Annotated in this window: 25 protein-coding genes and 1 pseudogene; 16 read left to right on the top strand and 10 right to left on the bottom strand. The window is 56.6% G+C overall.

Features of this window, described 5'->3' with window-relative positions; translation table 11 throughout:
• Positions 1–49: 49 nt before the first annotated feature.
• The 5 genes from M8T91_RS05500 to ung are packed head-to-tail and all read left to right on the top strand — an operon-like array spanning position 50 to position 3,349.
• Positions 50–601: a YaeQ family protein gene (locus M8T91_RS05500; RefSeq protein WP_301417600.1), complete on the top strand. Its 552-nt coding sequence runs from the start codon at positions 50–52 to the stop codon at positions 599–601.
• Positions 601–1,083 carry a YajQ family cyclic di-GMP-binding protein gene (locus tag M8T91_RS05505; protein ID WP_301417602.1) on the top strand — a complete coding sequence of 161 codons (483 nt, stop codon included), beginning with the start codon at positions 601–603 and terminating at the stop codon, positions 1,081–1,083. Before M8T91_RS05500 ends, M8T91_RS05505 begins: the two co-directional genes overlap by 1 nt.
• A gap of 11 nt (positions 1,084–1,094) precedes the next feature.
• Entirely contained in the window at positions 1,095–2,027 is a 933-nt protein-coding gene (locus tag M8T91_RS05510) for a YjiK family protein (RefSeq protein WP_301417604.1), read from the top strand.
• Between the two features lie 9 nt (positions 2,028–2,036).
• On the top strand, positions 2,037–2,621 hold the full coding sequence (locus M8T91_RS05515; RefSeq protein WP_301417606.1) for a uracil-DNA glycosylase family protein: 585 nt from the start codon (positions 2,037–2,039) through the stop codon (positions 2,619–2,621).
• 2 nt (positions 2,622–2,623) lie between these two features.
• Positions 2,624–3,349, top strand: coding sequence for a uracil-DNA glycosylase (gene ung, locus M8T91_RS05520; RefSeq protein ID WP_301417608.1), 726 nt, complete (start codon positions 2,624–2,626; stop codon positions 3,347–3,349).
• Positions 3,350–3,852: 503 nt separating this feature from the next.
• On the opposite strand, the gene M8T91_RS05525 is transcribed toward ung, so the two are convergent.
• The 7 genes from M8T91_RS05525 to agaR form a co-directional block, all read right to left on the bottom strand.
• Positions 3,853–4,203, bottom strand: coding sequence for a hypothetical protein (locus tag M8T91_RS05525; RefSeq protein ID WP_301417610.1), 351 nt, complete (start codon positions 4,201–4,203; stop codon positions 3,853–3,855).
• A gap of 296 nt (positions 4,204–4,499) precedes the next feature.
• On the bottom strand, positions 4,500–5,486 hold the full coding sequence (locus M8T91_RS05530; protein WP_301417612.1) for a hypothetical protein: 987 nt from the start codon (positions 5,484–5,486) through the stop codon (positions 4,500–4,502).
• Between the two features lie 168 nt (positions 5,487–5,654).
• The gene (nagA, locus tag M8T91_RS05535; protein ID WP_301417614.1) at positions 5,655–6,851 is read right to left on the bottom strand and encodes an N-acetylglucosamine-6-phosphate deacetylase; all 1,197 of its coding nucleotides are present in this window, start codon (positions 6,849–6,851) and stop codon (positions 5,655–5,657) included.
• A 13-nt stretch (positions 6,852–6,864) separates the two neighbouring features.
• The gene (locus M8T91_RS05540; RefSeq protein ID WP_301417616.1) at positions 6,865–7,776 is read right to left on the bottom strand and encodes an ROK family protein; all 912 of its coding nucleotides are present in this window, start codon (positions 7,774–7,776) and stop codon (positions 6,865–6,867) included.
• Complete coding sequence (locus M8T91_RS05545) at positions 7,773–8,900, bottom strand: SIS domain-containing protein (protein ID WP_301417619.1); 1,128 nt, start codon at positions 8,898–8,900, stop codon at positions 7,773–7,775. The genes M8T91_RS05540 and M8T91_RS05545 overlap by 4 nt, the downstream gene beginning before the upstream one ends.
• 14 nt (positions 8,901–8,914) lie before the next feature.
• Positions 8,915–10,189, bottom strand: a complete 1,275-nt coding sequence (locus tag M8T91_RS05550) for a D-tagatose-bisphosphate aldolase, class II, non-catalytic subunit (RefSeq protein ID WP_301417621.1) — start codon at positions 10,187–10,189, stop codon at positions 8,915–8,917.
• A 34-nt stretch (positions 10,190–10,223) separates the two neighbouring features.
• A complete protein-coding gene (agaR, locus tag M8T91_RS05555; protein WP_301417623.1) occupies positions 10,224–10,994 on the bottom strand; it encodes a transcriptional repressor AgaR in 771 nt (256 codons plus the stop codon).
• Positions 10,995–11,253: 259 nt separating this feature from the next.
• Between agaR and M8T91_RS05560 the strand changes: the two genes are divergently transcribed.
• The 4 genes and pseudogenes from M8T91_RS05560 (at position 11,254) to M8T91_RS05575 (ending at position 18,203) form a co-directional block, all read left to right on the top strand.
• The gene (locus M8T91_RS05560) at positions 11,254–12,630 is read left to right on the top strand and encodes a Gfo/Idh/MocA family protein (protein WP_301417625.1); all 1,377 of its coding nucleotides are present in this window, start codon (positions 11,254–11,256) and stop codon (positions 12,628–12,630) included.
• A gap of 96 nt (positions 12,631–12,726) precedes the next feature.
• Complete coding sequence (locus M8T91_RS05565; protein ID WP_301417627.1) at positions 12,727–15,564, top strand: TonB-dependent receptor; 2,838 nt, start codon at positions 12,727–12,729, stop codon at positions 15,562–15,564.
• Positions 15,565–15,832: 268 nt separating this feature from the next.
• Entirely contained in the window at positions 15,833–17,158 is a 1,326-nt protein-coding gene (locus M8T91_RS05570; protein ID WP_301417629.1) for a sugar MFS transporter, read from the top strand.
• Positions 17,159–17,428: 270 nt separating this feature from the next.
• Positions 17,429–18,203: pseudogene (locus M8T91_RS05575) on the top strand (IS5 family transposase).
• Between the two features lie 195 nt (positions 18,204–18,398).
• On the opposite strand, the gene ygfZ reads toward M8T91_RS05575, so the two are convergent.
• The gene (ygfZ, locus tag M8T91_RS05580) at positions 18,399–19,439 is read right to left on the bottom strand and encodes a CAF17-like 4Fe-4S cluster assembly/insertion protein YgfZ (protein WP_301417631.1); all 1,041 of its coding nucleotides are present in this window, start codon (positions 19,437–19,439) and stop codon (positions 18,399–18,401) included.
• 112 nt (positions 19,440–19,551) lie between these two features.
• Between ygfZ and M8T91_RS05585 the strand changes: the two genes are divergently transcribed.
• Both M8T91_RS05585 and M8T91_RS18865 read left to right on the top strand, forming a co-directional pair.
• The gene (locus M8T91_RS05585; protein ID WP_301417633.1) at positions 19,552–19,797 is read left to right on the top strand and encodes an FAD assembly factor SdhE; all 246 of its coding nucleotides are present in this window, start codon (positions 19,552–19,554) and stop codon (positions 19,795–19,797) included.
• On the top strand, positions 19,772–20,224 hold the full coding sequence (locus M8T91_RS18865; protein WP_367317747.1) for a protein YgfX: 453 nt from the start codon (positions 19,772–19,774) through the stop codon (positions 20,222–20,224). The genes M8T91_RS05585 and M8T91_RS18865 overlap by 26 nt, the downstream gene beginning before the upstream one ends.
• Positions 20,225–20,249: 25 nt before the next feature.
• Here the strand turns inward: M8T91_RS18865 and nadB are convergent, their stop codons facing one another.
• The gene (gene nadB, locus M8T91_RS05595) at positions 20,250–21,857 is read right to left on the bottom strand and encodes an L-aspartate oxidase (protein ID WP_301417637.1); all 1,608 of its coding nucleotides are present in this window, start codon (positions 21,855–21,857) and stop codon (positions 20,250–20,252) included.
• Positions 21,858–22,035: 178 nt separating this feature from the next.
• On the opposite strand from nadB, the gene rpoE reads away from it, so the two are divergent.
• The 5 genes from rpoE (at position 22,036) to ycjG (ending at position 26,035) form a co-directional block, all read left to right on the top strand.
• Positions 22,036–22,650, top strand: a complete 615-nt coding sequence (gene rpoE, locus M8T91_RS05600) for an RNA polymerase sigma factor RpoE (protein ID WP_301417639.1) — start codon at positions 22,036–22,038, stop codon at positions 22,648–22,650.
• A gap of 117 nt (positions 22,651–22,767) precedes the next feature.
• Entirely contained in the window at positions 22,768–23,472 is a 705-nt protein-coding gene (locus M8T91_RS05605) for a sigma-E factor negative regulatory protein (protein WP_301417641.1), read from the top strand.
• A 1-nt stretch (position 23,473) separates the two neighbouring features.
• On the top strand, positions 23,474–24,592 hold the full coding sequence (locus M8T91_RS05610) for a MucB/RseB family sigma factor regulatory protein (protein WP_301417643.1): 1,119 nt from the start codon (positions 23,474–23,476) through the stop codon (positions 24,590–24,592).
• Positions 24,579–25,049, top strand: coding sequence for a SoxR reducing system RseC family protein (locus tag M8T91_RS05615; RefSeq protein WP_301417646.1), 471 nt, complete (start codon positions 24,579–24,581; stop codon positions 25,047–25,049). The genes M8T91_RS05610 and M8T91_RS05615 overlap by 14 nt, the downstream gene beginning before the upstream one ends.
• A 38-nt stretch (positions 25,050–25,087) precedes the next feature.
• The gene (ycjG, locus tag M8T91_RS05620; protein WP_301417648.1) at positions 25,088–26,035 is read left to right on the top strand and encodes an L-Ala-D/L-Glu epimerase; all 948 of its coding nucleotides are present in this window, start codon (positions 25,088–25,090) and stop codon (positions 26,033–26,035) included.
• Here ycjG and mpaA read toward each other — a convergent pair.
• A complete protein-coding gene (gene mpaA, locus M8T91_RS05625) occupies positions 26,023–26,727 on the bottom strand; it encodes a murein tripeptide amidase MpaA (RefSeq protein WP_301417650.1) in 705 nt (234 codons plus the stop codon). The genes ycjG and mpaA overlap by 13 nt on opposite strands.
• Positions 26,728–26,824 lie beyond the last annotated feature (97 nt).

The raw sequence follows: 26,824 nt of genomic DNA on the forward strand, positions 1-26,824 counted from the left end.
TAGTCCGCCTTACCCCACTTGCTGGCGACTGCAGGAAGTTGTAGAAGAAATGGCGCTAAAGGCAACAATTTTTAAGACCAATGTGCAAATTGCTGATCTGGATCGGGATTATTATGCCCGGCATCAGTTGACTTTGGCACGGCATCCATCAGAAACGGATGTGCGTATGATGGTGCGTTTACTGGCCTTCGTGCACAATGCAACGGCATCATTGACATTCACCCGAGGCCTGTCTTCAGTTGAGGATGCGGACCTTTGGCAGAAAAGCCCCAGTGGTGATATTGATCTTTGGATAGAGGTAGGTCTGCCTGCAGCAGAACGTTTGCGCAAGGCCAGCAATCGGGCCGGGCGGGTTTTGGTTTATAGCTTTGGCGGGCGTGCTGCGTTGGTGTGGTGGCGGAAACTGGGAAGCCAGCTCGCACACTTTGACAAGCTTGAAGTTTTTCACCTCTCGGCCCATAGCACAGCGCAATTAGCGGACATGGTCGAGCGCACTATGAATTTCAGCATCACCATTCAGGATGGACATTTTTGCTTCGCAGCCCGCGATCACAGTGTGGAGTTATCCCTGGAAATCTGGAAACAGGAGCAGAGAAGTTAATGCCTTCATTTGACATAGTATCTGAAGTGGACAAACACCAATTGACCAATGCCGTGGATCAGGTGAACCGCACGGTGAGTAATCGCTTTGACTTCAAAGGCGTGGATGCTGAAGTGGAAATGCGTGATTTTTCCCTGATGGTGTGTGCCGAGGCCGATATTCAACTCGATCAGATGGTGGATATGCTGCGCGGTGCACTGGTGAAGTGCGATATAGACCCCCTGGCCATGCAAATCGGTGGGAGAGAGCAGTCCGGCAAGCAGATCAAGGTAGGCATAACCTTGAAAAACGGTCTCGATAAAGCGCTATCAAAGAAAATTGTGAAGCTGATCAAAGATGAAAAGCTGAAGGTACAGGCGGCCATTCAGGGTGAGCAGGTGCGGGTTACCGGCAAGAAGCGCGATGATCTGCAACGGGTCATCACATTGCTCAAAGGTACAGCGCTTGAGCAGCCCTTACAATTCAATAATTTCCGCGACTGACAGGGGATAACGTGATTAAGCGTCTTCTCTCTAGTATAGCCTGTGTCCTGTTGTCGCCCTTGGCGATAGCCACTGATATCAGTTCCGCTAGGTTGTTGGCGAGTTATTGGGTGGATGGTAGTGCGGGCTTGGATCTATCTGGTTTGAGCTTTTGTGCCGGCAAACTGCTCACGGTTTCCGATCGAGCGTCCAAGCAGATTTATGCGATTCAGCTTATGGATGGGCGCGCTGAACTGGTGCCCTACTTAAAGCTCTCTGGGCTGCGAGTGCCGAAAAGAAGCCAGGCGCACAGTCTTTGGTCCTTTATCCCGGAGTTGTTTCGGCCGGCCAGGGATCTGGATTTTGAAGGGATCACCTGTGGTGAGAATGGTATCTATCTTTTGAGCGAGCGCTACAACCGCATTGCGATGGTTGAGGGGCCGGGCGAGGCCCGCTGGCTCGAAAATCTGTGGTCTCCCGAAGTAAAGGCGCGGGGATACCTGCAGGCCCCAAATGTTTCCAGCGAGGGGCTGGTAAAAGCCGGTGACCAGTTTTGGCTGGCCATTGAGCGAGAGCCCCGCGGTTTGCTCAGGCTTAGCCCCGGTGGTGATGCACAGGTATTTTCACTGCCCCCTGTAGGGGGTCTGGATTTTCGCGGCAGCCCCGAAGATCTTACCGGTCTCGCATATTTCGATGGCGCGCTCTTTACCCTTGAAGGCAATGCCCATGCAGTATGCCGAAGGACCCTGCCGAGCTTGAAAGCCGAGTGGTGCCTGGATTACCGAGCATTGGAGAAAGCACCGGAGCGGATGTACGAAGTGGCCCTCCGTGGCAGGGGTGGGGGGCTGGCTGTGAACGAGCAGGGTATCTTTGTGGTATTCGACAACGATAATACCGCACGCGCCCAATATCCCGGGGACCGGCGCGCGCTGTTGTTGCACCTGGCTTTTCCCGACAGTTTATAGGCGGTAGTGATGGAAAGGCTGTCGGCGCTGTTAGCGGAGATCCGTGCCTGCCATCTGTGCGAGGCGCAGTTGCCCCTGGGCTCCAATCCCGTGCTGCGGGCAGCGGCGTCGGCTCGTCTGTTGATTGTCGGGCAGGCACCGGGCACCCGTGTACATGCCAGCGGTATACCGTGGAATGATCCTTCCGGCAATCGGTTGCGCAGTTGGCTATCGATTGATCGGGAAACTTTCTATGATGCGTCCCGCATAGCCATTATCCCAATGGGCTTTTGCTATCCGGGTCGCGGAAAGAGTGGGGATTTGCCGCCGCGCCCCGAATGTGCCACCAAGTGGCACCAGCGCCTGCTGGCGCAGTTGCCCAATGTGCAACTGACCCTGTTGGTGGGACAATACGCCCAGCGCCACTACCTGCCGCACTGGTATGGCAGTATTAGTGAGAATGTGTACCGCTTTCGCGACGCGTTGCCGGCCCGTTACTTTCCCCTGCCGCATCCCAGTCCGCGCAATACCCTGTGGTTACGCCGGCGGCCCTGGTTTGAAGAGGCAGTGGTGCCGGAATTGCGGCGACATACAAATAAGATACTCAGAGTGTAGACATGCCGGTTACCAATAATATCAAGATTCATCCTTCCTGGTTCGCTGTGCTGAGGGAAGAGTTTGAACAGCCCTACATGGTCCAGTTGCGCCAGTTTTTGAGAGGAGAGAAGGCGGCCGGCAAGAGGATTTACCCGCCGGGCGGGCAGATTTTTAATGCGTTTAATTCCACCCCGTTTGATCAGGTGAAGGTGGTGATACTGGGGCAGGACCCCTACCATGGCAGCGGCCAGGCCCACGGTCTGTGCTTCTCGGTGTTGCCCGGAGTGCGCATTCCGCCGTCCCTGCAAAATATCTATCAGGAGTTGCACATGGATATGGGCATAGTGCCTGCGCACCACGGCTGCCTGCAACCCTGGGCCGAGCAGGGGGTATTGCTGCTCAATACCACCTTGACAGTGGAAGACAGCAGGGCAGGTGCGCACCAGGGACGTGGCTGGGAGCGGTTTACCGATGTAGCGATCCACAAACTGGCGGAACAGCGCGAGGGGCTGGTATTTATCCTGTGGGGCAGCTACGCACAGAAAAAAGGCGGCTTTATCGATCGCAACAAACATCTGGTGCTGCGTGCACCGCATCCCTCACCCCTCTCGGCTCACCGCGGCTTTTTTGGTACCCGGCCCTTTTCCCAAACCAATCACTGGTTGCAGCAACGGGGGCAGACGCCCATTGACTGGCAATTACCGGAGGTAAATGGGTTGCAGAGGACTGCAGTGGAAATTTGGTAAGTGCTGGTTTTTGTTATTTTATCCCCTGTACTTCATTTGGATGGGGGCTGTCCTGGCTTTCAGACTTAAATCACCTAGAGGCTAAGCATTACAATATAAAAATTCGCTTCTGGTTATGTGAATCGACTGGCTAGTTTTGAACTCTCTTCAATTCACAATGATGGAGGCCACTTTAGCTTACTCCAGTTCTTTCGTGGCTGCTTTGAGTCAGCGGTCAACTGGTTCGTGTGGAAGTCTGCACTTTTGGTAACCTTGGTTCGAGAGAAATCCCGGGTTATTAACCTTTGAACTAAATGAGATTTTCTTCAAGCACCTCTTGAGGAGGCTTTCAGGCGTCAATTTTCTTTCCTAGTATGAGGCCTTATGCCGTATGGAATATACTTCAAGCTTATGTGAAAAGATAATGATAATTGCCGCCCAAGTTGTTTGAAAAATGCCGAGATGCTTAAATAAATAGTCGTTAGACTACAGATGCTTAGCATCTGTTTGAATAGGTTGTTTAACTATCTAAGCCTTATAGCATTAATCTGGCATAATTTACTATTAGAGGTACCACTCCACAATTTATCATCATAAATTTGAAATTGAACATTTTGTTTGGAGGCATAGGCTGTGAGTAAAAATGAAGTGATAGTATTATAGCCGGGCGATGAAGGAGAAAGCCAAACGCCATCATCACAACCTGCAATGCCAGTTTGCATCCAAACAGCAATATCGGTCCCTTCGGTCCCGGTACTTGAGCCAAGGCTATCATAAGTAAACATGCGCTCTATAGTACCCGTATTCGTTGTTACCACACTCGCATTGACAGATAGACAAGAAAATAGAGTAATTAGTATTATATAATTCTTCATGGTTAATCTCTTTGAAGGCATAGAATTAAGCTGTTAGGGCATTTCTAAAAGATACTATTTAAGAATCCTACTTTACCATATTCTGGAGGCTTTCTGGCTAGAGAAGGCGGAAAATATGTAATTTGTAGAGATCCTTCTGATTTGGCTTGTGCGCGGCGAATCGTAAAACCAATATCTACTTTTCAGCTATGTCAGTCTGGAATCTCGGATTCCATTAAGCCACCGATCAGAGCGGTCGAAAATAGCCCATGTGGCACGGAGCGCTCTGGAGGCAGCCTTGATAAACTTCTTGATTTTCATCTGAATTTTGAAATTGCAATACCTATTTTTTCGTATTCTTTACGCAGTTTATTTTGATCTTCTACCCCCTTAAAGATATATTGATCATATTCATAGCTATCCCAATGGTAAGGGCGAAGCACTTGTACATCCGGGTGCGAAATAGCAAAATTATAAGCCTGTCTAGCCTTGTTAATAAGCTGTTCCTGGGAGAGATAAGCGGCAAAGGTTGAATCATTGGTCCAAAATGCCTGAGGAATCAAATAATATTTGGCATCTAGATGCTCTGTCTTATCCATTAAATCACGTACAACCGTGCTCGAAAAATCTATCCCTCGATAATCATCTGCTCCAAATAGGTTGTAATTCCAGGGTATATTCTGGGAAAACCAACTTTTTTCTAATGTCCACGCTGTGAAAGTCACAGCTCTTTTCGCGTTGGGGAAATCTTTTTTAAGAATATGTCCAATGTCAATTAGGTAATTTGATAAAGCTTCCTCCGGCATTGTTTCTCTTGTATTCCAAAATGGTTCATCCAAAGGGTCAAAGGCGTAGATTATATTCTCAAATAATTTGAGATTATCCTTTGCGGCCTTCCAATGTTCCAGATAATCCTGTCGTTTAATCCAATTACCTGATTCCCTGGTAAAAAATACTCGACGTACATCGACCCATAATTTTAGACCTTGCATTCTTGCAATCAGCATTTGGTCGATATTATTGTGTCTTACATCAACAAATGTGGCGAATGAGGCTACAGTCGAAATATCCTCGTCATCTGCATAAAGACCGGTGCGGTATAATCCAAACTCCTGCAAATGTTCAGGTACAGCATTTTTGTCGGATGTTAGAATTGGGGTCGCAATTTTGCCATGCACAACTATTATTTTTGGCAGTGTTAGGTCTTCGGCTGGAGTATATTGTTGCTCCTGTGCCAGGGCAAAGAGAGGCAATATTATTGATAAAGTAACAGATGCTGCCTTAGTGGATAAGCCTCCTTGCATTTCTAATCTCCGTTTTAAATAGGAATAAAGGCCAAATTTCAGAAACTCCGTATGGAGTTAATCATTTATTTTCAAGCGTTTAAGATCGATTTCTAATGGTATCATTTTTGTAGGAGTGGTCCATGGCCGCGATCGCATTATAACGTCGATCGCGGCCATGGACCACTCCTACAGGGTATTTAACCGATTGGTAAACCGGCCACGCATATTTTTGTCGCAATAGATCAATTCACCGCGATACAGCGTCGCCCGCACATTCCCGTTACCGTCGAGCACGGCGATATCCGCATCCTTGCCGCAGGCAATCGATCCGGTGCGGTCGTCAATACCCAGAAACTTTGCCGGCGACAGGCTGGCCATATGCACCGCATCGCGAAAGTCGATACCCGCCAGCCTGTGCAGGTTAGCCACCGCCCTCTCCAGGGTCAGGGTGCTGCCGGCCAGTGAGCCGCTATTGGTCCTGGCGATACCCTGTTTCAGATCCACTTCCATTTTCCCCAACATGTAACGCCCGTCCGTCAGGCCACCGGCATTGATACAGTCGCTGATCAGAGTGATTTTCCTCGGTTCCTTTAATTTGCAGATCATCTGCAGTATCGCCGGGTGCAAGTGCACACCGTCGGCGATCACTTCCACATTGACATCTTCCATCAGCACGGCGCCAGTGCAGCCGGGGTCGCGGTGGTGGATGCCGCGCATGCCGTTGAATACGTGCACGCCACCGCAGGCGCCGGCGGCCAGTGCCGCGACGGTCTGCTCGTAATCTGCGTCGGTGTGCCCCAGCATCACCTTTACGCCTTTTTCCGTCAGGTAGGGGATTATCTCTGTGGCCCCTTCAATTTCGGGCGCCAGAGCCAGCACTTTCAGTTGTCCGTGGGCGGCCTTCAGCAGTGCGTCGATACGCTCACGGCTCGGAGTGAGGAAGTAGTGCTCGTTGTGTGCGCCCTTGTGTTTGCAGGCAAAGAAAAGTCCTTCGCTGTAGCCGCCCAGCACCTGGGCACCGGGCTGGGTGGTCAGTGCGGCGCGGCCAAGGTTGTCCATCGCGGCCAGGGTCTCTTCCCAGCTGCTGGTCACGGTGGTGGCGAGAAAGCCGGTGACGCCGTGGCGGGCCAGGGAGCGGGAGATGGTATCCAGCGCTTCCGGAGTGGCGTCCATCACGTCGCAGCCCTCACGGCCGTGGATATGCAGGTCGATCATGCCGGGAACCAGGATCGCGCCCGGCAGTTCTATCAACGGCAGTTCGCCACCGGGTGTGTCGGTAATGTCGGCGATACGGCCGTCCTCTATGCGCAGGCAGTGATCGGCCAGGTCCTCTGTTTCGGTGATTGCGCGCGCGGCCCTGAGGTAATAGTTGTCAGTCTTCATCCGTAGGTATTTTTTATTCCGGAGCACTGGGGAGGGCGAGCAGGGCGGCGCCGCGGGCGCCACTGGCATCGCCGAATTTAGGCGGCACTACTGGCGGGGCGCTGAAGCCGGGGAAGAGTTGATTTTCTATGGCGCCGGGCAGATCCCGGTAGAGTTCCTGTATGTGGGACAGGCCGCCGCCCAGAACGAAGATATCCGGGTCGTGCGCCATTACCAGATTGGCGAAGGCCGCGCCCAACAGGTCCAGGTGCACGGCTTTGGTATTCAGCGCCCGCGGGTCTCCGTCGCGCCAGCGCTGCACCAGCGCCGGTATTTCGATTTCCTCGCCCCACAGCTGTCGGTGCAGCGCCGCCAGGCCCGGACCGGTGATATAGGTTTCCAGACAGCCCAGCAGTCCGCAGCCGCAGCGAAGCAGCGGCAGCTGGTACTTTTTCCGCAGGCCGGCCGGTAGTGGATGGTGGCCGTATTCGCCGGCGATACCCTGGCGGCCGCGGTAGAGTCTGCCGTCGATCACCAGGCCCCCGGCGGCGCCGGTGCCGAGCACGGCGCCGTACACATGGCGGAAACCCTGGCCCGCGCCGCCGCGGGATTCGGACAGGGCGAACAGGCGGCAGTCGTTCTCTACGACTACCCTGTGCCCGAGTCTCGCCGCCAGCGACTCCGCCACTTTTTTGCCACTGGCGCAGGCGATATTGGCGGACAGCGAGCGCCCCTCGGCATCGATCAGGCCCGGCATGCCGATGCCGACTTTGCCCTTGCAGCGGTGGCGGCGATTTGCGTTCTCCACCAGTCCGACGAGTGTATCGATAAAAATTCCATAGTCATCGACAGGTGTGGTCAGCCGCTCGCTTTCGAGTTTGTTCAAGTCTGCGTCGAAGCAGGCAAACTCTATCTTGGTGCCGCCGATATCTACGCCGTAAATCAACGCCTATTCCCCGTGGTAAATGGATGGATGGTTACGCCCTGGACTACCCGGTTGACCTCGCCGGTGGGGCAGGGGTTGTCCGGCGTGATGCCCAGCGCAAGAGATTTGTAGAAGGCCAGCAGCTGCGCGAAGACGATGTAGTAGAGGGCCAGCCAAGCGTCCTTGAGGCCGCAGGTGTCGACCAGGTCCGCCGGGCACGAAATCCAATCGGTAGTGCCATCGCGGCGCAGTTCTTCGAGCAGATCGTCGTCGTAGCCGCGGCAGTAGCTGTCGTTGCTCTGCAGTAGAAGCACCAGGGTGGATTTGTTGAGCATCGACTTGGGGCCGTGGCGGAAGCCGAGCGGGCTCTCCGCGTTGCAGTCCACCTTGCCCGCAGTCAGTTCCAGCATCTTCAGTGCGGCTTCCGTTGCTATGCCCCTCAGGCCGCCGGAACCGAGGAATACCACGCGCCGGAAGTCCCGCTGCGCCAGTACGCGCACTATGTCGAGCCGGGTTTCGAGAAGCGTGCGGGTGTTTCCGGCCAGGGTTTCCACCTGCCCCGTGCCGGGGACAAATACTTCCAGTGTGCCGACGAGCATGGCGGTAAAACTGCTAGTCATGGCGAAACTCTGGTCGAGCGTCTCTGCGAGCATCAACAGCGAATAGCTGTTGTTTCCGCTGCGCGCGCGCGCGGCAAGCTTGCCGTTGCGGTTGCAGGTGATGACCAGGTGGTAGCAGTCGTCGACACACTGATCGGCCAGGTCGTAGGCGCCGACACTCTCCGGGCTATTGCCGGAGCGGGCGTAGGAGATCAGCAATGTGGGCTGTTGCCGCAGCAGATAGTCCTGCGGGTTGCTGACCAGGTCAGTGGTGCTGATCGCCTCGACGCGGCGCTCCATCACCCGGGTCAGGTAGGGCGCCAGAGTTTCGCCCACATAGGCGGAAGTGCCCGCACCGGTCAGAATAATGCGCAGGTTGTGCCGCTCGAGCAGGGGCTTGAGCCAGCTGTCGAGTTCGCCCCGCTGCTGCAGAACCAGTTCGGCCGTGCCCAGCCACACATCCGGTTGCTGAGCAATTTCCCGTGCTGTGTGCTCGCCGTTTTGTGTGCGCAGTTTGGCCTTGTTGATCGCTAAATTCTCGTACATCGTCCGGGTCCTTTTTACTGCTTCCAGCAGGCTTCGGCGTAGGCGGCGGTGACCTTGCGGATGCGCGCTTTCACCAGCGCGTGCGGTTCGTTAGGGAGCCGGCCCTCGCGAATCTCCCGGTACTCCTCCGGGAAGTACTGGCTGGCCAGCGGCAGCGGAATCGGTTTGTCCGACAGGTTGTGGAGCAGCCGGGCGCTGGCTTGCTGTACTTCTTCGTCGGGCCAGTAATAGCGGATGCGGTCGCTGTAACTGTAGTTGCGGTATAGCGGCAACTGCTCCGCTGCCACTTTGTAGAAGGCCTGCCAGTATTTGGGCTGGTCCCGCATGCGCTGTTCGCAGACATAGCGCAGGTTGGATTTCTGCGCGATGCCGGGCAGCTCCTCCTCGATATGACTGAGGGCAAACAGGGCTTCGCGCAGGGCGAAAGTCAGCTGGGGGCCCACTTTCAGTATTGCGAAGTGGTCGCGCACCAGTTGCCGGTAGCTCTGCAGGGTCTGGTAGTCGGTGGAGTGGGCCTCGAAGGCGATGCCGCCCGCCTCTTCGGCCAGCGCCTTGAGCTTTTCCGCTTTGGCCGGCTGGTAGTCGATGACGGATGTGTGATCGAACTCCACCCCCGGCTGCACCACAAGGCCGATCACGCGCTGCCACGCTTCCGTTAGCCCCAGCTTTTCAAAGGCGGCGCGGTGTAGCGCTATGGTGTTGCGCGCCTGGGACGGGGCCGTCACTTCCAGCTCGGCAATCGCCTCTCTGGCGCCACCGGGCGGCGGCACTTCGGTGCCGATGATATAGACGATTTTGCTCTTGTTACCGCGGCGCTTGGCAGCCTCTTCGGCGACGCGGCACAGGTCGGCGGCGCGGGCGGCAATAATCTTGTCCGCCAGCGGTAGCCGGTCGTCGGCGCAGGGCATGCTGCAGTCCAGGTGAATCTTGCTGAAGCCGGCGGCCACATAGGCGTCGATCAGGTCGCGGGCTTTCTGCATGGCCGTCTCGGCGGGCTCAGACTGCCAGCACACGGGCCCCAGGTGATCGCCGCCGAGCAGTACCCGTGCAGAATCCAGCCCGACCCCGTCGGCCAGCGTGATCACATAGTCGAAGAAGTCCACCGGCCGCATGCCGGTATAGCCGCCGAACTGATTCACCTGGTTGGCGGTAGCCTCGATCAGCAGGGGTGTGCCGTCCGCCAGCGCCTGCTCCATGGCCGCCTCCAGCACCAGGCCGTGGGCGGAGCAGACGGAGTAGATGCCCCGCGGCTGTCCGCTGAGATTGGCGGTAATCAAATCTTGCAGCATAGGAATCCCTTGTTGTTACTTTTTCTGAATGCATTCAGTCGACGATCACCACCTTCACACCGACCTCGGAGATCGCCTGGTGAAAGGTGTCGGGTATGCCGGCGTCGGTGATCAGTATGTCGATGTCGGCAAAATCGCAGATCTTGTGCACGCCGGAGCGGTTGAACTTGGAGGAGTCGGTGACCGCGATCACCTGGCGGGCCACCTTGCACATCAGCCGGTTCAGGTTGGCCTCGTACTCGAAGTGGGTGGTGATGCCGCCCTGGAAGTCGATGCCGTCGACTCCCAGGAATACCTTGTCGAAGTGGTAGCAGCGCAGCATTTCCTCGGCCGGGCGGCCGTAGAAGGAGAGGGACTTCTTGCGCAGGGTGCCGCCGGTCATCAGCACCTCTATCCCCTCGGCGTCGAGCAGCTGCTGGGCCACATTGAGGCCATTGGTCATGACCAGCAGGCGCTCGAAATCCCGCAGCTGCCGGGCTATTTCGGCGGTGGTGGTGCCCGAGTCCAGGATGATGGTGTCCTGCTCACGGATCTCCTTGACGGCGGTCGCGGCCAGCCGGCGCTTGATGTCCAGGTGCTCGGTGACCTTTTCCTGCACCGACAGCTCCTGGGTGACCCGATTGCTGGCCACGGCGCCGCCGTGGGTACGCACCAGCAGTCCCTTCTTGTGCAGGTAGTTGAGGTCGCCGCGGATGGTCACCGCAGAGACGCTGTACTTCTCTACCAGTTCCGAAACCTGCACGCGCCCGGCATCGGCGGCAGTCTGGATGATGTCGTGTCTTCTCTCAATCGTGTTTGTGGGCACGGCTCTTTCTCGCGGGGAATCTGTCGTTATTCTACGAAACTTTCGTTTTCTTTCAATAAAATTTTATTTTTTATATGCTTTCATTTTTTGAAAATATTTATTATTCAACAGGTTATATAAAAATTTAGGCGTCGAATTGATTTCTTCTGATCAAAAAGTGAAAGTTTTCGAAGCATTTTTTAGTTGAACGATGGGTTTCGCTTGGTTATTGTCGGAAGCCTGCGAATTCCGACTGTCTGGACAAAGGGTGAATATAAAAATGAGTTCGATCGATCGTCGCAATTTCCTCAAAGCGAGCCTGGCAGCGGCCACCGCCGCGGCCACCGCCGGCTGCGCAACTACTACTGGTAGAGGGGTGATAGGCGGCTCCCCGCTGACCGGCCAGAAGTCGGTGATGGGGCTGGTGGTGCCGCCGATGGAGACAGTCCGGGTCGGCTTTATCGGTGTTGGCCAGCGCGGCGTCGGTGCGGTCAAGCACTTCTGCAATATCGACGGAGTCGAGATTAGGGGTATTTGTGATATCGATCAGCAGGTACTGGATCGCGCCGTCAATATAGTCACGGCCAGGGGAATGCCACGCCCGGCGGCCTACGGCAAGAATGCGTATGCCTACCGCGATCTGCTGGAACGCGACGATATCGATATGGTCATCATCTCCACCCCCTGGCGCTGGCACACGCCGATGGCAGTGGAAACCATGCTGGCCGGCAAGCACGCCATGGTGGAGGTACCGGCGGCGCTGACCATCGATGAGGCCTGGCTACTGGTAGACACTGCCGAGCAGACCCAGAAGAACTGCATGATGCTGGAGAATGTCTGCTACGGCCGCGACGAACTGATGGCCCTGAATATGGTGCGCAAGGGCCTGCTCGGAGATCTGCTGCACGGCGAGGCCGCCTATATCCACGAACTGCGCTGGCAGATGAAGGAGGTCGACCGCAAGACCGGTTCCTGGCGCACCCGCTGGCACGCGCTGCGCGACGCCAACCTATATCCGACCCACGGCCTGGGGCCCATCGCCCAATACATGAACATCAACCGCGGCGACCGCTTCGATTACATGAACTCCATGAGCAGCCCGGCGCTGGGGCGCGCCGCCTATGCCGAGCGCGAGTTTCCCGCGGATCACCAGCGCAACCGGCTCAACTATATCGCCGGTGACATCAATACCAGTCTGATCAAGACGGTGAAGGGCAGGACCATTATGGTCCAGCACGACACCACCACGCCGCGACCCTACAGCCGCCACAACCATATCCAGGGTGCCAACGGCGTCTTTGCCGGCTTCCCCAACCGCATCGCTCTGGAGAAGGGCGGTCGTAAGAGTTTCCACGAGTGGGACTACGACATGGATTACTGGTATGAGCGCTACGATCACCCACTGTGGCGCCGTATGGGTGAGGTGGCTGAGCGCAACGGCGGCCACGGCGGCATGGACTTCCTGATGTTCTGGCGATTGGTCTATTGCCTGCGCAACGGCCTGCCCCTGGACCAGGATGTCTACGATGCGGCCGCCTGGTCCGCGGTGACCCCGCTGTCCGAGGCCTCAGTGAAAAACCGCGGCGACAGCGTGGACTTCCCGGACTTTACCCGCGGCGCCTGGAAAACGGCAATACCCTTGGGCGTCGTCAGCTGACCGCGGCGGGCCCCGCGCCCGCTCGATGCATCAGCTCGTATAAGCCCGCCGAGTTTCCAAACCATTCATAAAACTATAAATAAGGGAAGGTGAACCATGATTAAAAGTAAAAAGCACGTCCTCAGCCTGGCAATCGGCGCTCTGGGCTTGGCATCGCAGGGTATGGCGCAGGAGGCGGAAGCGGAGCGGACAACCGACGACCTGAAGCCGGAATCGGAAGAGGTGGTGGAAGAGGTGGTGGAAGAGGTGGAGGTCTACGGTATCCGCAGCAGCATCAAATCGTCGCTGGATATCAAGAAAAACTCGGTCAATGTGGTGGACGCCATTATGGCCGAGGATATCGGCAAGTTCCCGGACCAGAATATCGCCGAGGCGCTGCAGCGCATGAGCGGCGTCACTATCACCCGCAATGCCGGCGAGGGGCAGAATATCACCGTGCGCGGCCTGGGCGGCGACTACAACGTGACTACCATCAACGGCCGCCGCATGGCCTCCGAGCACAGCAGCCGCGATTTCAACTACGACCTGATTGCCGCTGAACTCTTGAAAGGTGTCGAGGTATACAAATCGCCGGTGGCCAAAACCCAGGAGGGCGGCATCGGTTCGGTGGTCAATATCCAGACCCGGCGCCCGCTGGATTTCTCCGGCCTGACCGTGTCTGGGTCGGTCAAGGGCATCTACGAGGATCGCACCGAGGAGATGAATCCCCAGGCTTCCTTCCTGGTCAGCAACACCTTTGCCGATGGCACCTTCGGCGCGCTGCTGACCGCGGTCTACTCGGAGCGCACATTGCGCACTGACGCCTACCAGGGCCAGGGTTTCTACAACCGGGGCAACGAGGACTCGATCACCGTGCGCCAGGATGTGGACGGCAACGGCGAATTCGATCCGGCGGTGGACAACGAATACGGCTCCATCATTCCCGGCTATGTGCGCTACACCAACTGGCAGGATACCCGCGAGCGGATCGGTGCCAGCCTGGCATTGCAGTGGCAACCGCGGGGCGATGTCGAAGTGAATTTCGACAGCATCTACTCCGCCTACGACACCAACGGCGAGCAGTACGAAATCTCCTTCGTCACCTATGACGAGGACTGGACGCCGGGCATTCCCAATGTCACCGACCTGGGCTTCGATGAGGATGGCCTGGTTAATGCGCTGACCCTGAGCGACGGCGCCATGGCCGAGCTGCTGAACACCTCGCTCCCGCGCAAGACCGAAACCTTCCAGGTCGGAAACAATGTGGCCTGGCATGTCCGCGACAACCTGACCCTGGCCGTGGACGTCTCCCACTCTGAATCGGAGAATACCAACAACGGCGACAACCGCTATGTAGTCGCGCGTGGCTTCGTGGACGAGATCCGCATCGACCAGTCCGGCGGCAACCTGCTGCCGGATATCACCATGACCCCGGCCCTGTCTCACAACTCTCCGTTCGGTGCCCACTACAGCTACAACTACGGCAACGAGATCCGGGACAAGGTGACCGAGTTGAAGTTCGACGGCGACTGGGCGCCGCTGGACTCCATCGTCTCCTCGGTGCAGTTCGGGATCAACTATGGCGACCAGGCCAAGGAACGGGATTCTTACAGTTCAGTCAATGCATCCATCTTCAGCAATGCCGGCGAGCAGTTCGAAAACTACCCGCAGTATTTTCCGGATATGTCAGCGGCGGAGAATATTGCGGGCTTCGATCTGTTCCGCCTGCCGGCGAATGTTCTGGTGGCCCCGCGTTTCGACAATTTCCTCGACGGTGAAGCTGGCTCTCACCCGGCGCCCTGGGCCAGCTTCGATTACGACAAACTGTTCGCCTTCTATGAGTCGATCAGCGCCGATGCCGCCAATGATCTAGTCAAAGCCCAGTTCCGCCCCAACGATTCCTTCACCGTGGGCGAGTCCACCCTTGCGGCCTATGTGCAGGCCGATCTGCAGAGCGAGCTGTTGCAGCGGCCCTTCACCCTGAACCTGGGACTGCGGGCCATAGAGACCACAGTGACCAGCTCCGGCTACTCGCTGGACGTGGACGCGGTGCGCTTCGAGGCGGGGGATGAACCCGGCGAGCTGCAGTATGTCGGTGATGAGTCAGATTACCAGCGCCAGATGGATTTCGAGGATTCCTACACGGATGTGCTGCCGAGCCTGAACTTCAAGTGGAACCTGCGCGATGACCTGATCTACCGTTTCAGCGCGGCCAAGGTGATCACCCGGCCGCAGATAGATTCCCTCACGGCCTACAGCTACCTGAACCTGCGCGAGTTCGAGCTGCACAGGTCCAACCCCGGGCTGGAGCCGATGCGCGCGAGCCAGTTTGATACCGGTCTCGAGTGGTATTTCTCCGACTACGGTGCGGTGACCGGTACCTTCTTCCTCAAGGATATCGAGTCCTTTATCGAGTCGGGACGCAACGGCACACGCATCATCGACGGCCGCAACTTCTCTGTCTACAGCGCTATTAACGGAGAAGAGGGCGCGGAGATACGCGGTACCGAGCTGGCTTATCAACAGTCCTTCGCCGGCATTCTGCCGGGTGTTTTCGGTGGCCTCGGCATACAGTTGAACTACACATATGTGGACAGCGAGTACGATGACCGCGAGCGCCGCGCCGCGGGCCTGCCTTTCCGGGGCATGCCGAAAAACTCCTACAACGCGGTACTTTACTACGAGGGCGACGCCCTCCAGGCGCGGCTGGCCTACAACTGGCGCGGCAAGGTGATGACCAATCCCGAAGACTGGGGTGGCCCCAGCTGGGATGCGGACTACGGCCAGTTCGACTTTAGCGCTGACTATGACTGGACGGACAGCATTAATGTGAGTCTCAGCGTGAACAACATCACCAACGAGCGCAACTGGGGCTACATACTGCGCCCAGATCAGGTCAGCCACCTGGCGCGCTACGGGCGTCTGGTCAACCTGGGTGTAAGTGCTAATTTCTGATTCACATCCCGGGCCGCCGGGACTATCAGAAGCCCCTTGAAATGGGGCATTTTCGTCCCCTGCGCCCGTAAGGGAGGCCCGGGCGCCCCTGCTACTGCTGGAAGTTTGCGTGACACGCTGTGATACATCCGTGTACGCTATCCACGGCCATCCGTGGCCGTGAAATATGCCGCAAACTTCCCGCCGTCATCAGGGCCTTCGCGTCCGGCTCTTGTATGCTTTTCCGGCAGCCGGGATTGGTTACAAAAAAATATAGGCGGGAGCGCCAATGAGTACCCCTGTTTCTCTCGAAAATATCTCCAGCGAGTCGAAGGACAGCCTCCTGCCGATGGCGATTATCGGCCTGCTGTTCTTTATCTTCGGCTTTGTCACCTGGCTGAATGGTTCGCTGATTCCATTCCTGAAAATTCTCTGCGACCTGAACGATTTCCAGGCGCTCCTCGTGACCTTTGTCTTTTATATCGCCTACACCGTTATGGCGCTGCCCATGTCCTTTATCTTGCGCCGCACCGGCTACCGTGACGGCATGGCCATAGGTCTCGTCATCATGGCGGTGGCGGCGCTGGTGTTTATTCCCGCAGCGCAGACCGGCAATTACGCGATTTTCCTGCTGGGTCTGTTCGGCCTGGGGGCTGGCCTGACGATACTGCAGACTGCGGCAAACCCCTATGTGGTGAAAGTTGGTCCGGTGGAGAGTGCGGCTACCCGCATTGCCGTGATGGGAATTATCAACAAGAGTGCCGGCGTGCTGGCGCCGTTGGTATTTACCGCCCTGGTATTGTCTGGCCTTACGGAATTCAATGCTGAGGCGGTCGCGCAACTGGCGGAAGTCGATCGCAGGGTAAAAATGGAAGAGGTGGCCAACCGACTGGTGGTGCCCTATACCGCCATGGCGGTACTGCTGTTTCTGCTGGTGGGGCTGGTGAAATTTTCCCGGTTGCCGGATATCGGGGACGAAGCGCCGGTGGACGGAAAACCCAAGTCCGGGATTTGGCAGTTTCCGCAGCTGGTGTTGGGCGCCCTGGCGGTGTTTGCCTACATGGGCGTCGAGGTGATTGCCGGCGATACCATCGGCCTCTATGGCGAGCGGCTTGGGCTGGCCAACTTTGCGTCGCTGACCTCCTACACCATGGCGTTTATGGTGGTGGGCTACCTGGTTGGTGTCTTCGCCATTCCGCGCTTTATCAGCCAACAGCAGGCTCTGCTGGGCTCGGCGATTGCCGGTGGTTTCTGCGTCATCGGTGTGCTTTTCGGTTCCGCGGAGAGTTCGGCGATTGCCGGCGCCTTGTGGGGCTGGACCGCTATTCCGGTGGTGCCCGATACGGTAACTTTTGTCGCACTGATGGGGCTGGCCCACGCGCTGGTGTGGCCGACGATATGGCCGCTCGCCCTGGATGGCCTGGGCAGATTTACCGCCCAGGGCTCTGCCTTGCTGATTATGGGCATCGCCGGCGGCGCAGTGATACCTTTGGCCTTTGGTCGGATTGCCGAGGCCGGCGGCGGCATAGTGAATGCTTACTGGATAGCGCTGCCCTGCTACCTTTTTATCCTGTTTTACGCCGTTAAGGGATGCAGGCTGCGCAGTTGGACGTGACCTCTCAACAGTACCGAGTTCCCTGTAACTTATTGCTTTTAAAGGTTTTTTTAGTTTTGAGCATTTTTGGAAAAACCTTATAAATCAATAGGTTGGAGTGTTCTCCCCAAGAGCTTGGTACTCTCAAGTATTTTGGTAGGAATTATTCGTATCGCTAAACTATAGGCATTCCGCCATCCGCATTGACCCATCTTTGGAAAATAAGACGCTACCACCACCATAGGTATTAACTAGGGCCTGTCTACACAAAGTTTGTTACGATTTGCGCTTATGGGAATTACAAAAGTGCAATTCGAAGTTATTGAACACCTTTTGCCTGTATAGCGTGGTAACGTCAAAATACCGAATATAGGAGTCATTAATGCCATTTTTTACATAGCTGAGCATGGCTGCAAGTGGCGAGGTCTCCCGGAACGGTTTGGCAAGTGGTATAGCATCTACAAGAGCTAATCGCTGGGCTAAAAAGGTGTTTTGGACTATGTTTTTGCAGTACTACGGGAGGTGGACGTTATCAATATTCAGGTTGATCAGGTGTCTCTGGATAGCACGATTGTTAAGGTCCACCCAGACGGCACAGATGCATTAAAAAACGCTCCTCAAGCCATCGGAAAATCAAGAGGCGGATGGACAACTAAAATTCACATGGTAGCCGCGGATGACAGGACCGCGGTGACATTCTCTCTGTCTCCCGGTCAATCTGGTGATGCGATGCGCCAGAGGTAGAAGCTTGCTGAAAACGTTGGAGAATAACGGCTGGGGAAGTATTAGCGTCATCACGGATAAAGCTTAGGAGGGAGATGAAACCCGACAGCTTGTACTGGATTTTGGTATGACTCCGGTTGTCCCTCCTAAGGTAAGTCGACTGGCACCGTGGGAATATGACCGTGAAATGTACAAAAAAAGAAATGAATTTGAGTACTTGTTCCGTCAATTAAAGGGATTTCGAAGGATATTCAGCTGTTTTGACAAGTTGGATGTGATTTTTCGTTTTTTCATCAGCTTTTCATTGATTGCAGATAGGTTGAATTGTGTAGACAGGCCCTAGAACAACGCCATCCGCACGCTTTTATGCACTGGAGAGAACAAGCAGGGTGGAATGATGAAAGCAGTATAACTCGAAAGTGTCAACTACAGTTCTGCGTGGATTGCAGATTAAAGTCCACCTGCCTACTCATCCGTTTGTGCGTACTGAAGCTGGGTCATATAGTCATCTTTTTTTTCCATAAAACGGCAATATTAATCAAGCTAACGGGTCGGCATCTGCGTCGTAGGGCAGTTCCTGAATTTCCAGGATTCGGCCGTCTTTGAGTCGCAGGGTTTCGCCGGCGGCTACTTTGGCGGTGGTGAGCACAGCGAGAAGCTGTATTCCATCCTGACTGTGGCAGGCCTCCACCAGGTTGCCGATGCTCTGCTTGCCTTCTCCGTAGATTTCCATTCCGCTGGCCGGGAGATCGCCGCCAGTGCATTTTGCCCGATAGAGGCGGCGCTTTGTTGCGCCGCGGTATTGCATACGGGCCACCACCTCCTGGCCTGTATAACAGCCTTTTTTGAAGCTCACACCACCGAGTAGATGCAGGTTGGTCATCTGCGGAATAAACATTCCCGAAGTGGCGGCATTGATCTGAGGGATACCGGCATCAATTTGTCCTTTTTGCCAGAGGTCATAGCCGGTTACTTCGCATAGTGGGGCGAGCGTTTGCCAGAGCTGCTGCGCCTTGGTGACTGGCACCAGCAGGGCCAGTTGGCATTCATTGACTGACTGGGCGATACAGCGCTCACCTGCAAAATCAAAGGCCACAACCGCACCGGTGGCAGGTGCGCTGCAGCCAAGCAGTCGCGCGGCGCGCTCCGCTGCATCCTGGCCCTGTAAGCCGAGCCAGAGGGATTTTTCGCTGATATCTTGCAATTGCGTATTAAAGAAAACGGCGTACTTGGCCAGTGCCTGTTGTGCAATAGGCCCAAGGTCCCGCAGGAGCCGAAAAATAAACCTGCTCGGGGACACTTTCAGGGCGCTAAAGGTGCTGATTATACGGCCCTTGGGATTGCAGTGGGCGCCTAGGGTGCTGTGCCCATCAGGCAGGTTCACCAGGTCGCAGGTGATCTGACCCTGCAGAAATTTTTGGCTGTCGGGGCCGTGGATGGAGATGGCGCCGATGGGGCTGAGATCAATCAGGTGCAGACCCTGTGGGTCGTCACTGCTGGTAAGAGGAAAATGGGCCTTCTCGCCCTCCCAGATGGCACCTTGGCCACTAAGGAAATCCTGCCATTGTTGCCGGTCCATAGTATTCCCACCTGCGGTTGTCTGGTGGCAGTATTTGGGGGGCTTTGCGTCTTTTTCAAGTTTACTGGGTTGCGGGTATACTGCGCCCTTTATCTGGATTGGAAAGCGTCTTATGGATCGCAACCGCCTGTTTTGGGCCAGTCGTCGCGGCATGTTGGAACTGGATTTGGTGTTGCTGCCATTTTTAGACAATGTTTACGATACCCTGGCACCTGCAGACCAACGGCGCTATATCCAGTTGCTGGAAGAACAGGATCAGGATCTATTCGCCTGGTGCCTGCGTCGCGAGGATCCTACTGACCCGGAGCTGCTCCGTATCGTGCAGATTATCCGTGACAACACCGGTCTGCAGGAATAGGCGCTCTCCAGGTCACTTTGAACGCTGCGCGCGTTTGAGCTGCGTTGTCGTTGCCTCCCCTCTGTTGTTGTTGCTTTTGCTTCTGGTTGCCCTGCAAGCGGTACTGTTACTGTGGCTCTGCGATTTGCCCCCTTGGCTGTTCTGGACTGCAATGCCGTGGGTATGTCTTTACGTCGCCTGGGAAAAGCGCCGTCTGGAGCGTATGACGGGAAGGTTATCGACCCGAGAGCGCCGCTGGTATTGGCGGGCAAGAGGGGAGGAAGTGCGGGAGTTCGGCTTATGTGGTGAACTGGTGCTGTGGCGCTGGCTGCTTGTGATCAATGGCCGGGATTGGTATGGCAGGCGGGTGTGCCTGGTGTTGGCACGAGATGCATTACACGCCGACGACTGGCGCAGATTACAGGTAGCACTGCGTTATTCCCGCTAGAAGTGGCGCCCACTTGTCTATGGGATTAAATAAACTGCCGTTGGTTGGCGAAGTTCTCCGGAACCAGAATCGTATCCATAGCGAGCTCCCGCAGCTTCGGATAATCCAGCGAGTAGTGCAGGCCCCGGCTCTCCCTGCGCTCCAGTGCGGAGCGGATAATCAGCTCGGAAACCAAAGCGAGATTGCGCAGTTCTACCAGGTCGTTAGTGATTCGGTAGTTGGCATAGAATTCACGAATTTCCCGTTGTAACAGTTTTACGCGGTGCTGGGCGCGGAGCAGGCGTTTGCGTGTGCGCACGATTCCCACATAGTCCCACATAAAACGGCGCAGTTCGTCCCAGTTATGGGAAATCACCACGTCCTCGTCCGAGTCTGTGACTCGCGAAGCATCCCAGGGTGGAGCAGGGCGGGGTGACTGTACCACCTCCAGGTGTGCGTCGATGTGTCTGGCGGCGGAGCGGGCATACACCAGGCACTCCAGCAGGGAGTTGCTGGCCAGGCGGTTGGCGCCGTGTAGGCCGGTAAAGGTGGTTTCACCAATAGCGTACAGCTGGTCGAGGTCAGTGCGCCCGTAGCGGTCCACCATAATGCCACCACAGGTGTAGTGCGCCGCGGGTACCACCGGTATGGGTTCACAGGTGATGTCGATACCGTATTGAAGGCAGTTGCTGTAGACCGTGGGGAAGTGCTCGCGGACAAAATCTGCTTCTCGGTGGGAGATATCCAGGTAGAGGCAGTCCGCGCCGAGGCGCTTCATTTCATGATCGATGGCTCGTGCGACGATATCCCGCGGCGCCAACTCGCCGCGCCTGTCAAAGCGATCCATGAAACGGCTGCCGTCCGGTAATTTCAGATAGGCACCCTCGCCGCGCAATGCCTCTGTTACCAATAGGGCCTTGGCCTTGGGGTGGTAGAGGCAGGTTGGGTGGAACTGGTTGAATTCCATATTGGCTACCCGACAACCGGCGCGCCAGGCCATGGCGATACCATCGCCGCTGGCGCCATCGGGGTTACTGGTATACAGATAGGCCTTGCTGGCGCCGCCGGTGGCGAGCACAACAGCTCTGGCCTGAAACAGCACCACCTCTCCCGAACTGCGGTCGAGTACATAGGCTCCGCCACAGCGAAAGCGGCCCTCCTGCGGGTCGGGCTGGCGGATCAGATCGACCGCCAGGTGCTGCTCGAAGCAATCGATATTGTCGCTGCCGCGCACTCGGTCAATCAAGGTGCTGTGCACCGCTCGACCGGTAGCATCGGTGCTGTGAATAATGCGGCGATAGCTGTGTCCACCCTCCTTGGTCAGGTGATAGTCACTGCCCTCGCGGGTAAAATCCACCCCTTGGTCGATCAGCCAGCGGATAGCGGCAGTGCCTCCCTCGACAGTGAAGTGTACAGATGACGGGTGGCAGAGTCCGGCACCCGCGTCTAATGTGTCTGCAATATGCGACTGCACTGAATCCGTTTTATCCAGCACTGCAGCTATGCCCCCTTGGGCAAACCAGGTGGAACCATCTTGCAACCGCTGCTTGGAAATCAGGGCAACACGGTACCGGGCTGCGAGATGCAGCGCCAGGGTGAGGCCGGCAGCACCGCTGCCGATAACGAGAACGTCGTAGTTTACCTGGGCATTCATAGATTTTATTTATGATCTGGGGTCGCGTAGTATAGCGCTTCTTGACTATTCGTCGATTCGACCTGGAACTTATGTGCAATTGTCAGTGTCCTCAACACAGTAGAAAAAATGCCTGCGCCGGTAGCCTCTCAATAAATGGAAAAGGCCTCCGCAGTGGGGCTGTGTATGGGAGTTGGGGATGACAGCGCATCAGGCGGGCGCGAGTGACCGTGAACTGGTGGAACGGGTTCAAAAGGGGGATAAACGCGCTTTTGATCTTTTAGTACTTAAATACCAACATAAGATCGTTGCGGTAGTCAGCCGGTTTATCAAGGACCACAGTGAAGTACAGGATGTTACGCAAGAAGCTTTTATCAAAGCCTACCGGGCGCTGGCCAATTTCCGGGGGGAGAGTGCCTTTTACACATGGATGTATCGGATTGCGATTAACACTGCCAAGAACCACTTGGTGTCCCGCAGCCGCCGTCCACCGTCCTTTGATGTGGATTTGGAGGACGCAGAATTCTACTCGGGTGCCGATTTGCTCCGGGATAACGAGACACCGGAAAACCAGATGTTTCGCGACCAATTGGAAACGGCGGTACATGGCGCCATTCGCGCACTGCCAGAGGACCTGCGCTCAGCAGTTACCCTGAGGGAGCTGGAGGGATTGAGCTACGAGGAAATTGCCGAGGTGATGGGATGTCCGGTGGGCACGGTACGCTCGAGAATATTCCGTGCCCGGGAGGCAATAGACCGGACAGTCCAGGCTGTAATGGCGGGGGAGCCGGAAACACTGGGTGACAGAGGCTGAGTTTGCGGGAAATTTTCCCAACAGGGGAAACAAAACGCCGGGAGCCCGGTCATAAATGATACTAATGAGGGTGCGTGCGGGCACCGAATAAACCATTGCACTAGAGAGAAAGCCCCTATGTCCCACGGGAATCATCAGGAACGTCTCAACGAGTCGCTATCGGCGTTGATGGATGGCGAAGTCGATGAACTGGAGCTGCAGCGGATCCTGAGGGCCACAGCGGCCTCCGGAGACTTGAGTGCGTGTTGGTCACGTTATCAACTGGCGGCGAGTGTGATACGCCGCGAGCAGGTTGCTTCTGTCGACAGTGACCTGTCGGCCAGTATATCGTCGGCGATTGCTCTCGAAGCACCGCTCTCACAAACAACCGGGGACGGCCGTATTACAGCGACCCTTGGGCTTGCTAACCACCGTTGGTGGCGCTCGCTTTCTCATGGTGCAGTGGCGGCTACTGTGGCGTTTGCCGCCATCCTCGGAGTACAACAGATTACCGGTATCCAGCAGAACACAGTGGAAGCTGTGCCGCAGCTGGCGAAGACCGAGCGTCCCGCGCAACCAGTTGTTCAATCGGCGCCGCAGCCTTCCGGTTTTTATGTGCCCGCACCCTCCACACGCTCGGTCAGCACTGCGGTTCCGCGCTTTGTACCTGAACAGCGTTCCGGTGCTGTGGGGCAGGCGGTCATTCAACAAGCACCAACACCGGAGCTGATGCGCCACCTGAATCGTGTGATGATTCAGCACTCCGAGCAGGCCGCACATATTGGCAGCCAGGGTATGGTGCCCTTTGCCCGCGCGACCTACGGCGAACAGGTTGGAATGTAGTGTGGTGAACATCGTAATGCGGGAGAGCCTTATCCGTATCGGGTGTACTCTGTTTCTGGCTTTCTCTCTGCTGCCACCGCTGTTATTGGCACAGGAGCTAGACGACACTGATGCCAACGATTCCACTACAGTAAAACTTGAAAGGCCTAGCGCGCCAGTGGTCAGTCCTTTGCCGGTCGATGCCAATGCGCCCGGTGCTATCGCAGTGGATGCCCCCACAGCGACATCCAATTCCCAAGCCAGCTCCGACTTGACGAATACCCGCGTGTTGAACAATGAGGTCGAGCAGTGGCTCGGCAAACTCGCCCAGGCCATGAACGAGCTGGAATACAGTGGACTGGTGACTTTCGAACACGCCGGCCTGCTGGAGACCTTACAGGTGGTGCGCGCGGTGCGCGGTGGTGAGCAGGTGGAGCGGGTGCGCTATCTGAGCGGTGCGCCGAGGGAGCTGATCAGCTACGGCAGTGGTGGCCACTGTGCATACGATGCTTCTCCCAGCATTAGAGCCACCCTGTTGAATGCGGCTGGCCAGCAGCAGGTACAGCGTGCCTATCAGTTTATTCTGCGTGGCAAGGAGCGCATTGCGGATCGGGAGTCGGTGGTGATCGAAGCTAGACCGCGAGACCGTTATCGCCTGGGCCTTGTGGTCAGTTTGGATCGCGAAACCGGGCTGCCCCTGAAAAGTATGCTGGTGAGCACACAGGGACGTGTGCTGGAGCGCTACCAATTTGTTCAACTGGACTTGTCCCCGGTGAAAGACTCAGCTCTTCAGGCGGTATCCAGCCATGCACGGCGCATTGATAACCGCAACGGCTGTGATACCTCTCAGAGCCGTTGGCAGGTGCGCTGGCTGCCGGAAGGCTTCAGGGTGGTTTCCGTAAAGCCATTGCCCGATGGGGATATGATGGTATTCAGTGATGGGCTCGGTGTCTTTACCGTGTTTGTTCAACGCCTCGGCCCCGAGTTGGAGGATTTCAAGGGGCGTGCTATCCGCGGTGCCACTGTGGCTTATATGGATCGTATGGAAGTCAAGGGTGTTCCTTACACTGTAACCGTCGTCGGTGAGATACCCGATGCCACCGCGCGCAGAGTAGCCAGCTCTATCGTTGAGAAAGGCTGACGGGGTGCTTGAGGAGCGCGGTCGTATCGTGGCCATAGAGTCCGATGCTATCTGGGTGGTAACCTATAAGCGCGATGCTTGCAATGGTTGTGCGGCCAAACCCGGTTGCGGCACGGGCCTGCTCGGTGAGTTCTTTTCTTCATCAGCACGGCTACGAGTGGCCTTGAATGGCTTTCGCGCCGATCGGATTGCCTTGAACGATACAGCGGTAATCGGTATCGCCGGAAATGCGCTCACCAGCAGCGCCCTGCTGGTTTACCTGGTGCCACTGGTCTGCCTGATGCTGTTGGCGCTGGTAGGGGATGTCTTGTTCGCAGAGGTCGGCGCGGTGTTTGGCGCTCTGGCTGGTCTGATCGGCGGTGCGCTCAGTGTTCGTTGGTACAGCCGTCGTCAGCGCTCGAATCCTGTCTTTACCCCGGTGCTCCTGCGCATTGAGCCCGGCGGCGATCATTCCTAGCCTAAACTGATATTCCAAATCCTGATTGGAGATATTCCATGCAGGCCCGCTGCTTTGCTGAGCGCTGGCCTCTGCGCACGGCCTTTGCGATTTCCCGCGATGTCCGCACCGAGGCCCAGTTGGTGGTGGTAGAGGTTCGTGGGGAGGGGGTAGTGGGTATTGGCGAGTGCACACCCTATGCCCGCTATGGTGAGAGCGTTGCTTCAGTTATGCAACAGCTTCGGCCCCTTTTCGCGGAGGTGGCTGCGGGGCTGGATCGCACACTTTTGCAATCGCGTTTACCCGCCGGCGCTGCTCGCAATGCCCTGGATTGTGCGCTAGCAGACTGGGAGTTTAAATGTCGCGGTGCCGTTTTCACCGGGCCAGAATCCCTGCCCAGCATGCAGACCCTGGTGATCGATGATCCCGCGGCAATGGCTGTGGCGGCGCGTAATGCCATCGCACAAGGTGCAGATACCCTGAAACTGAAGCTGGATGATCAGCAGGTTTACCAGCGGGTGGCGGCGGTAAGAGCTGCTGTGCCCGCAGCGCAGTTGGTGATTGATGCCAACGAGGCCTGGCGGGCAGATACTCTGGTGGATCGCTGTAGTCAGTTAGAGGAATTGGGCGTGGCCATGCTGGAGCAGCCGCTGCCTGCCGGTGACGATGAATTCCTGGGCACTTTTCCCCACCCTCTGCCGATCTGTGCCGATGAGAGTTGCCATAGCCGCGAGGACCTGCCGCATCTGCTCGGGCGCTATGAAATACTCAACATCAAATTGGACAAGACCGGTGGCATCACTGAAGCCAGGGCCCTGGCAGAGGAGGCTGAGGCACAGGGGTTCCAGTTGATGCTGGGGTGTATGCTGTGTACCTCGCGGGCCATCCGTGCGGCCTGGCCTCTGGGAGAGCGGGCGTGCTTTTTGGACCTGGATGGCCCAACCTGGTTGGCAAAGGATGTAGAGTTCCCTTTACGTTTTGGCGCCGGTCGGGTTTACTGGTCGTAACTGATCAGTCCGACCAGGGGGTGCAGATACTTCTCGCTGGCAGCATCCGGGGAAATAGGCGGGAATTCCAAGGTGATACAGGGTAGCGCCTGTTGGGCGCACCAGGTTCCGAAGGAGCCCGGGGTTTGGTAGCCGACGTCTTTTACCAGTGGCAATTGAAACCGACTCGCCAACCAATTGCCCAGATCGCTGGTCCCGGGGTCTTCCACACAGGCCAGCGGCTCGTGTATGGATACTGCCCAGGCTGGCTGCAGCTTGGCAATCAGCTGGCAAAGCGCCCGGGTCTCGGGCTCAGAAGCCGGGCTCTGACCGGTATAGAGTTTGACATCCCGGCTGTCGGTGGCGCTGTTCCAGCGGTAGGCACTGTCACCACCACCCCAGTTTTTTGTGGCAAAGTTGCGGTTGAGATCGACACCGCGTGCATTGCAACGGGTACCGAGTTGACAGCCGTCGGGATTGACCGCCAGTATCACATGGTGGCGGAGCTGGTCTGGGGCCAAAGAGCGCAGGGCACAGGACAGAGTGACAACTGCGACGATTTCATCGCCGTGGGTGCCGGCCAAAACCAGGCCGTGTGTATTGCCGGATTGGGCGGGAAAGTATAGTAATGGGGCACCTAGTGCGCTGTGGCCGTACAGCACCCTGTCAAGGTGCAGTTGGCCGCGCTCGGGGCGCGGGCGCAGTTTGGACATCGTTAACCCTTTACACAGATTTACACCCCGCAGCAGAACTTTCGTGCCTAAATCGCCACTAAATCGTTACTGATCGTCCTACAAGGGGGCCTTGATA

The organism is Microbulbifer sp. MI-G (assembly GCF_030440425.1).
Classification (GTDB): domain Bacteria; phylum Pseudomonadota; class Gammaproteobacteria; order Pseudomonadales; family Cellvibrionaceae; genus Microbulbifer; species Microbulbifer spongiae.

Bases quoted from the DNA above. Each gene is read 5' to 3' on its own strand.
- ygfZ (WP_301417631.1), bottom strand. From the start codon at position 19,439: ATGGACCGGCAACAATGGCAGGATTTCCTTAGTGGCCAAGGTGCCATC.
- mpaA (WP_301417650.1), bottom strand. From the start codon at position 26,727: ATGTCCAAACTGCGCCCGCGCCCCGAGCGCGGCCAACTGCACCTTGAC.
- M8T91_RS05585 (WP_301417633.1), top strand. From the start codon at position 19,552: ATGGATCGCAACCGCCTGTTTTGGGCCAGTCGTCGCGGCATGTTGGAA.
- M8T91_RS05605 (WP_301417641.1), top strand. From the start codon at position 22,768: ATGTCCCACGGGAATCATCAGGAACGTCTCAACGAGTCGCTATCGGCG.
- ycjG (WP_301417648.1), top strand. From the start codon at position 25,088: ATGCAGGCCCGCTGCTTTGCTGAGCGCTGGCCTCTGCGCACGGCCTTT.
- nadB (WP_301417637.1), bottom strand. From the start codon at position 21,857: ATGAATGCCCAGGTAAACTACGACGTTCTCGTTATCGGCAGCGGTGCT.
- rpoE (WP_301417639.1), top strand. From the start codon at position 22,036: ATGACAGCGCATCAGGCGGGCGCGAGTGACCGTGAACTGGTGGAACGG.
- M8T91_RS05545 (WP_301417619.1), bottom strand. From the start codon at position 8,900: ATGTACGAGAATTTAGCGATCAACAAGGCCAAACTGCGCACACAAAAC.
- M8T91_RS05570 (WP_301417629.1), top strand. From the start codon at position 15,833: ATGAGTACCCCTGTTTCTCTCGAAAATATCTCCAGCGAGTCGAAGGAC.
- M8T91_RS05560 (WP_301417625.1), top strand. From the start codon at position 11,254: ATGAGTTCGATCGATCGTCGCAATTTCCTCAAAGCGAGCCTGGCAGCG.
- M8T91_RS05525 (WP_301417610.1), bottom strand. From the start codon at position 4,203: ATGAAGAATTATATAATACTAATTACTCTATTTTCTTGTCTATCTGTC.
- M8T91_RS05505 (WP_301417602.1), top strand. From the start codon at position 601: ATGCCTTCATTTGACATAGTATCTGAAGTGGACAAACACCAATTGACC.
- M8T91_RS05500 (WP_301417600.1), top strand. From the start codon at position 50: ATGGCGCTAAAGGCAACAATTTTTAAGACCAATGTGCAAATTGCTGAT.
- M8T91_RS05515 (WP_301417606.1), top strand. From the start codon at position 2,037: ATGGAAAGGCTGTCGGCGCTGTTAGCGGAGATCCGTGCCTGCCATCTG.
- ung (WP_301417608.1), top strand. From the start codon at position 2,624: ATGCCGGTTACCAATAATATCAAGATTCATCCTTCCTGGTTCGCTGTG.
- M8T91_RS05530 (WP_301417612.1), bottom strand. From the start codon at position 5,486: ATGCAAGGAGGCTTATCCACTAAGGCAGCATCTGTTACTTTATCAATA.
- nagA (WP_301417614.1), bottom strand. From the start codon at position 6,851: ATGAAGACTGACAACTATTACCTCAGGGCCGCGCGCGCAATCACCGAA.
- M8T91_RS05550 (WP_301417621.1), bottom strand. From the start codon at position 10,189: ATGCTGCAAGATTTGATTACCGCCAATCTCAGCGGACAGCCGCGGGGC.
- M8T91_RS05565 (WP_301417627.1), top strand. From the start codon at position 12,727: ATGATTAAAAGTAAAAAGCACGTCCTCAGCCTGGCAATCGGCGCTCTG.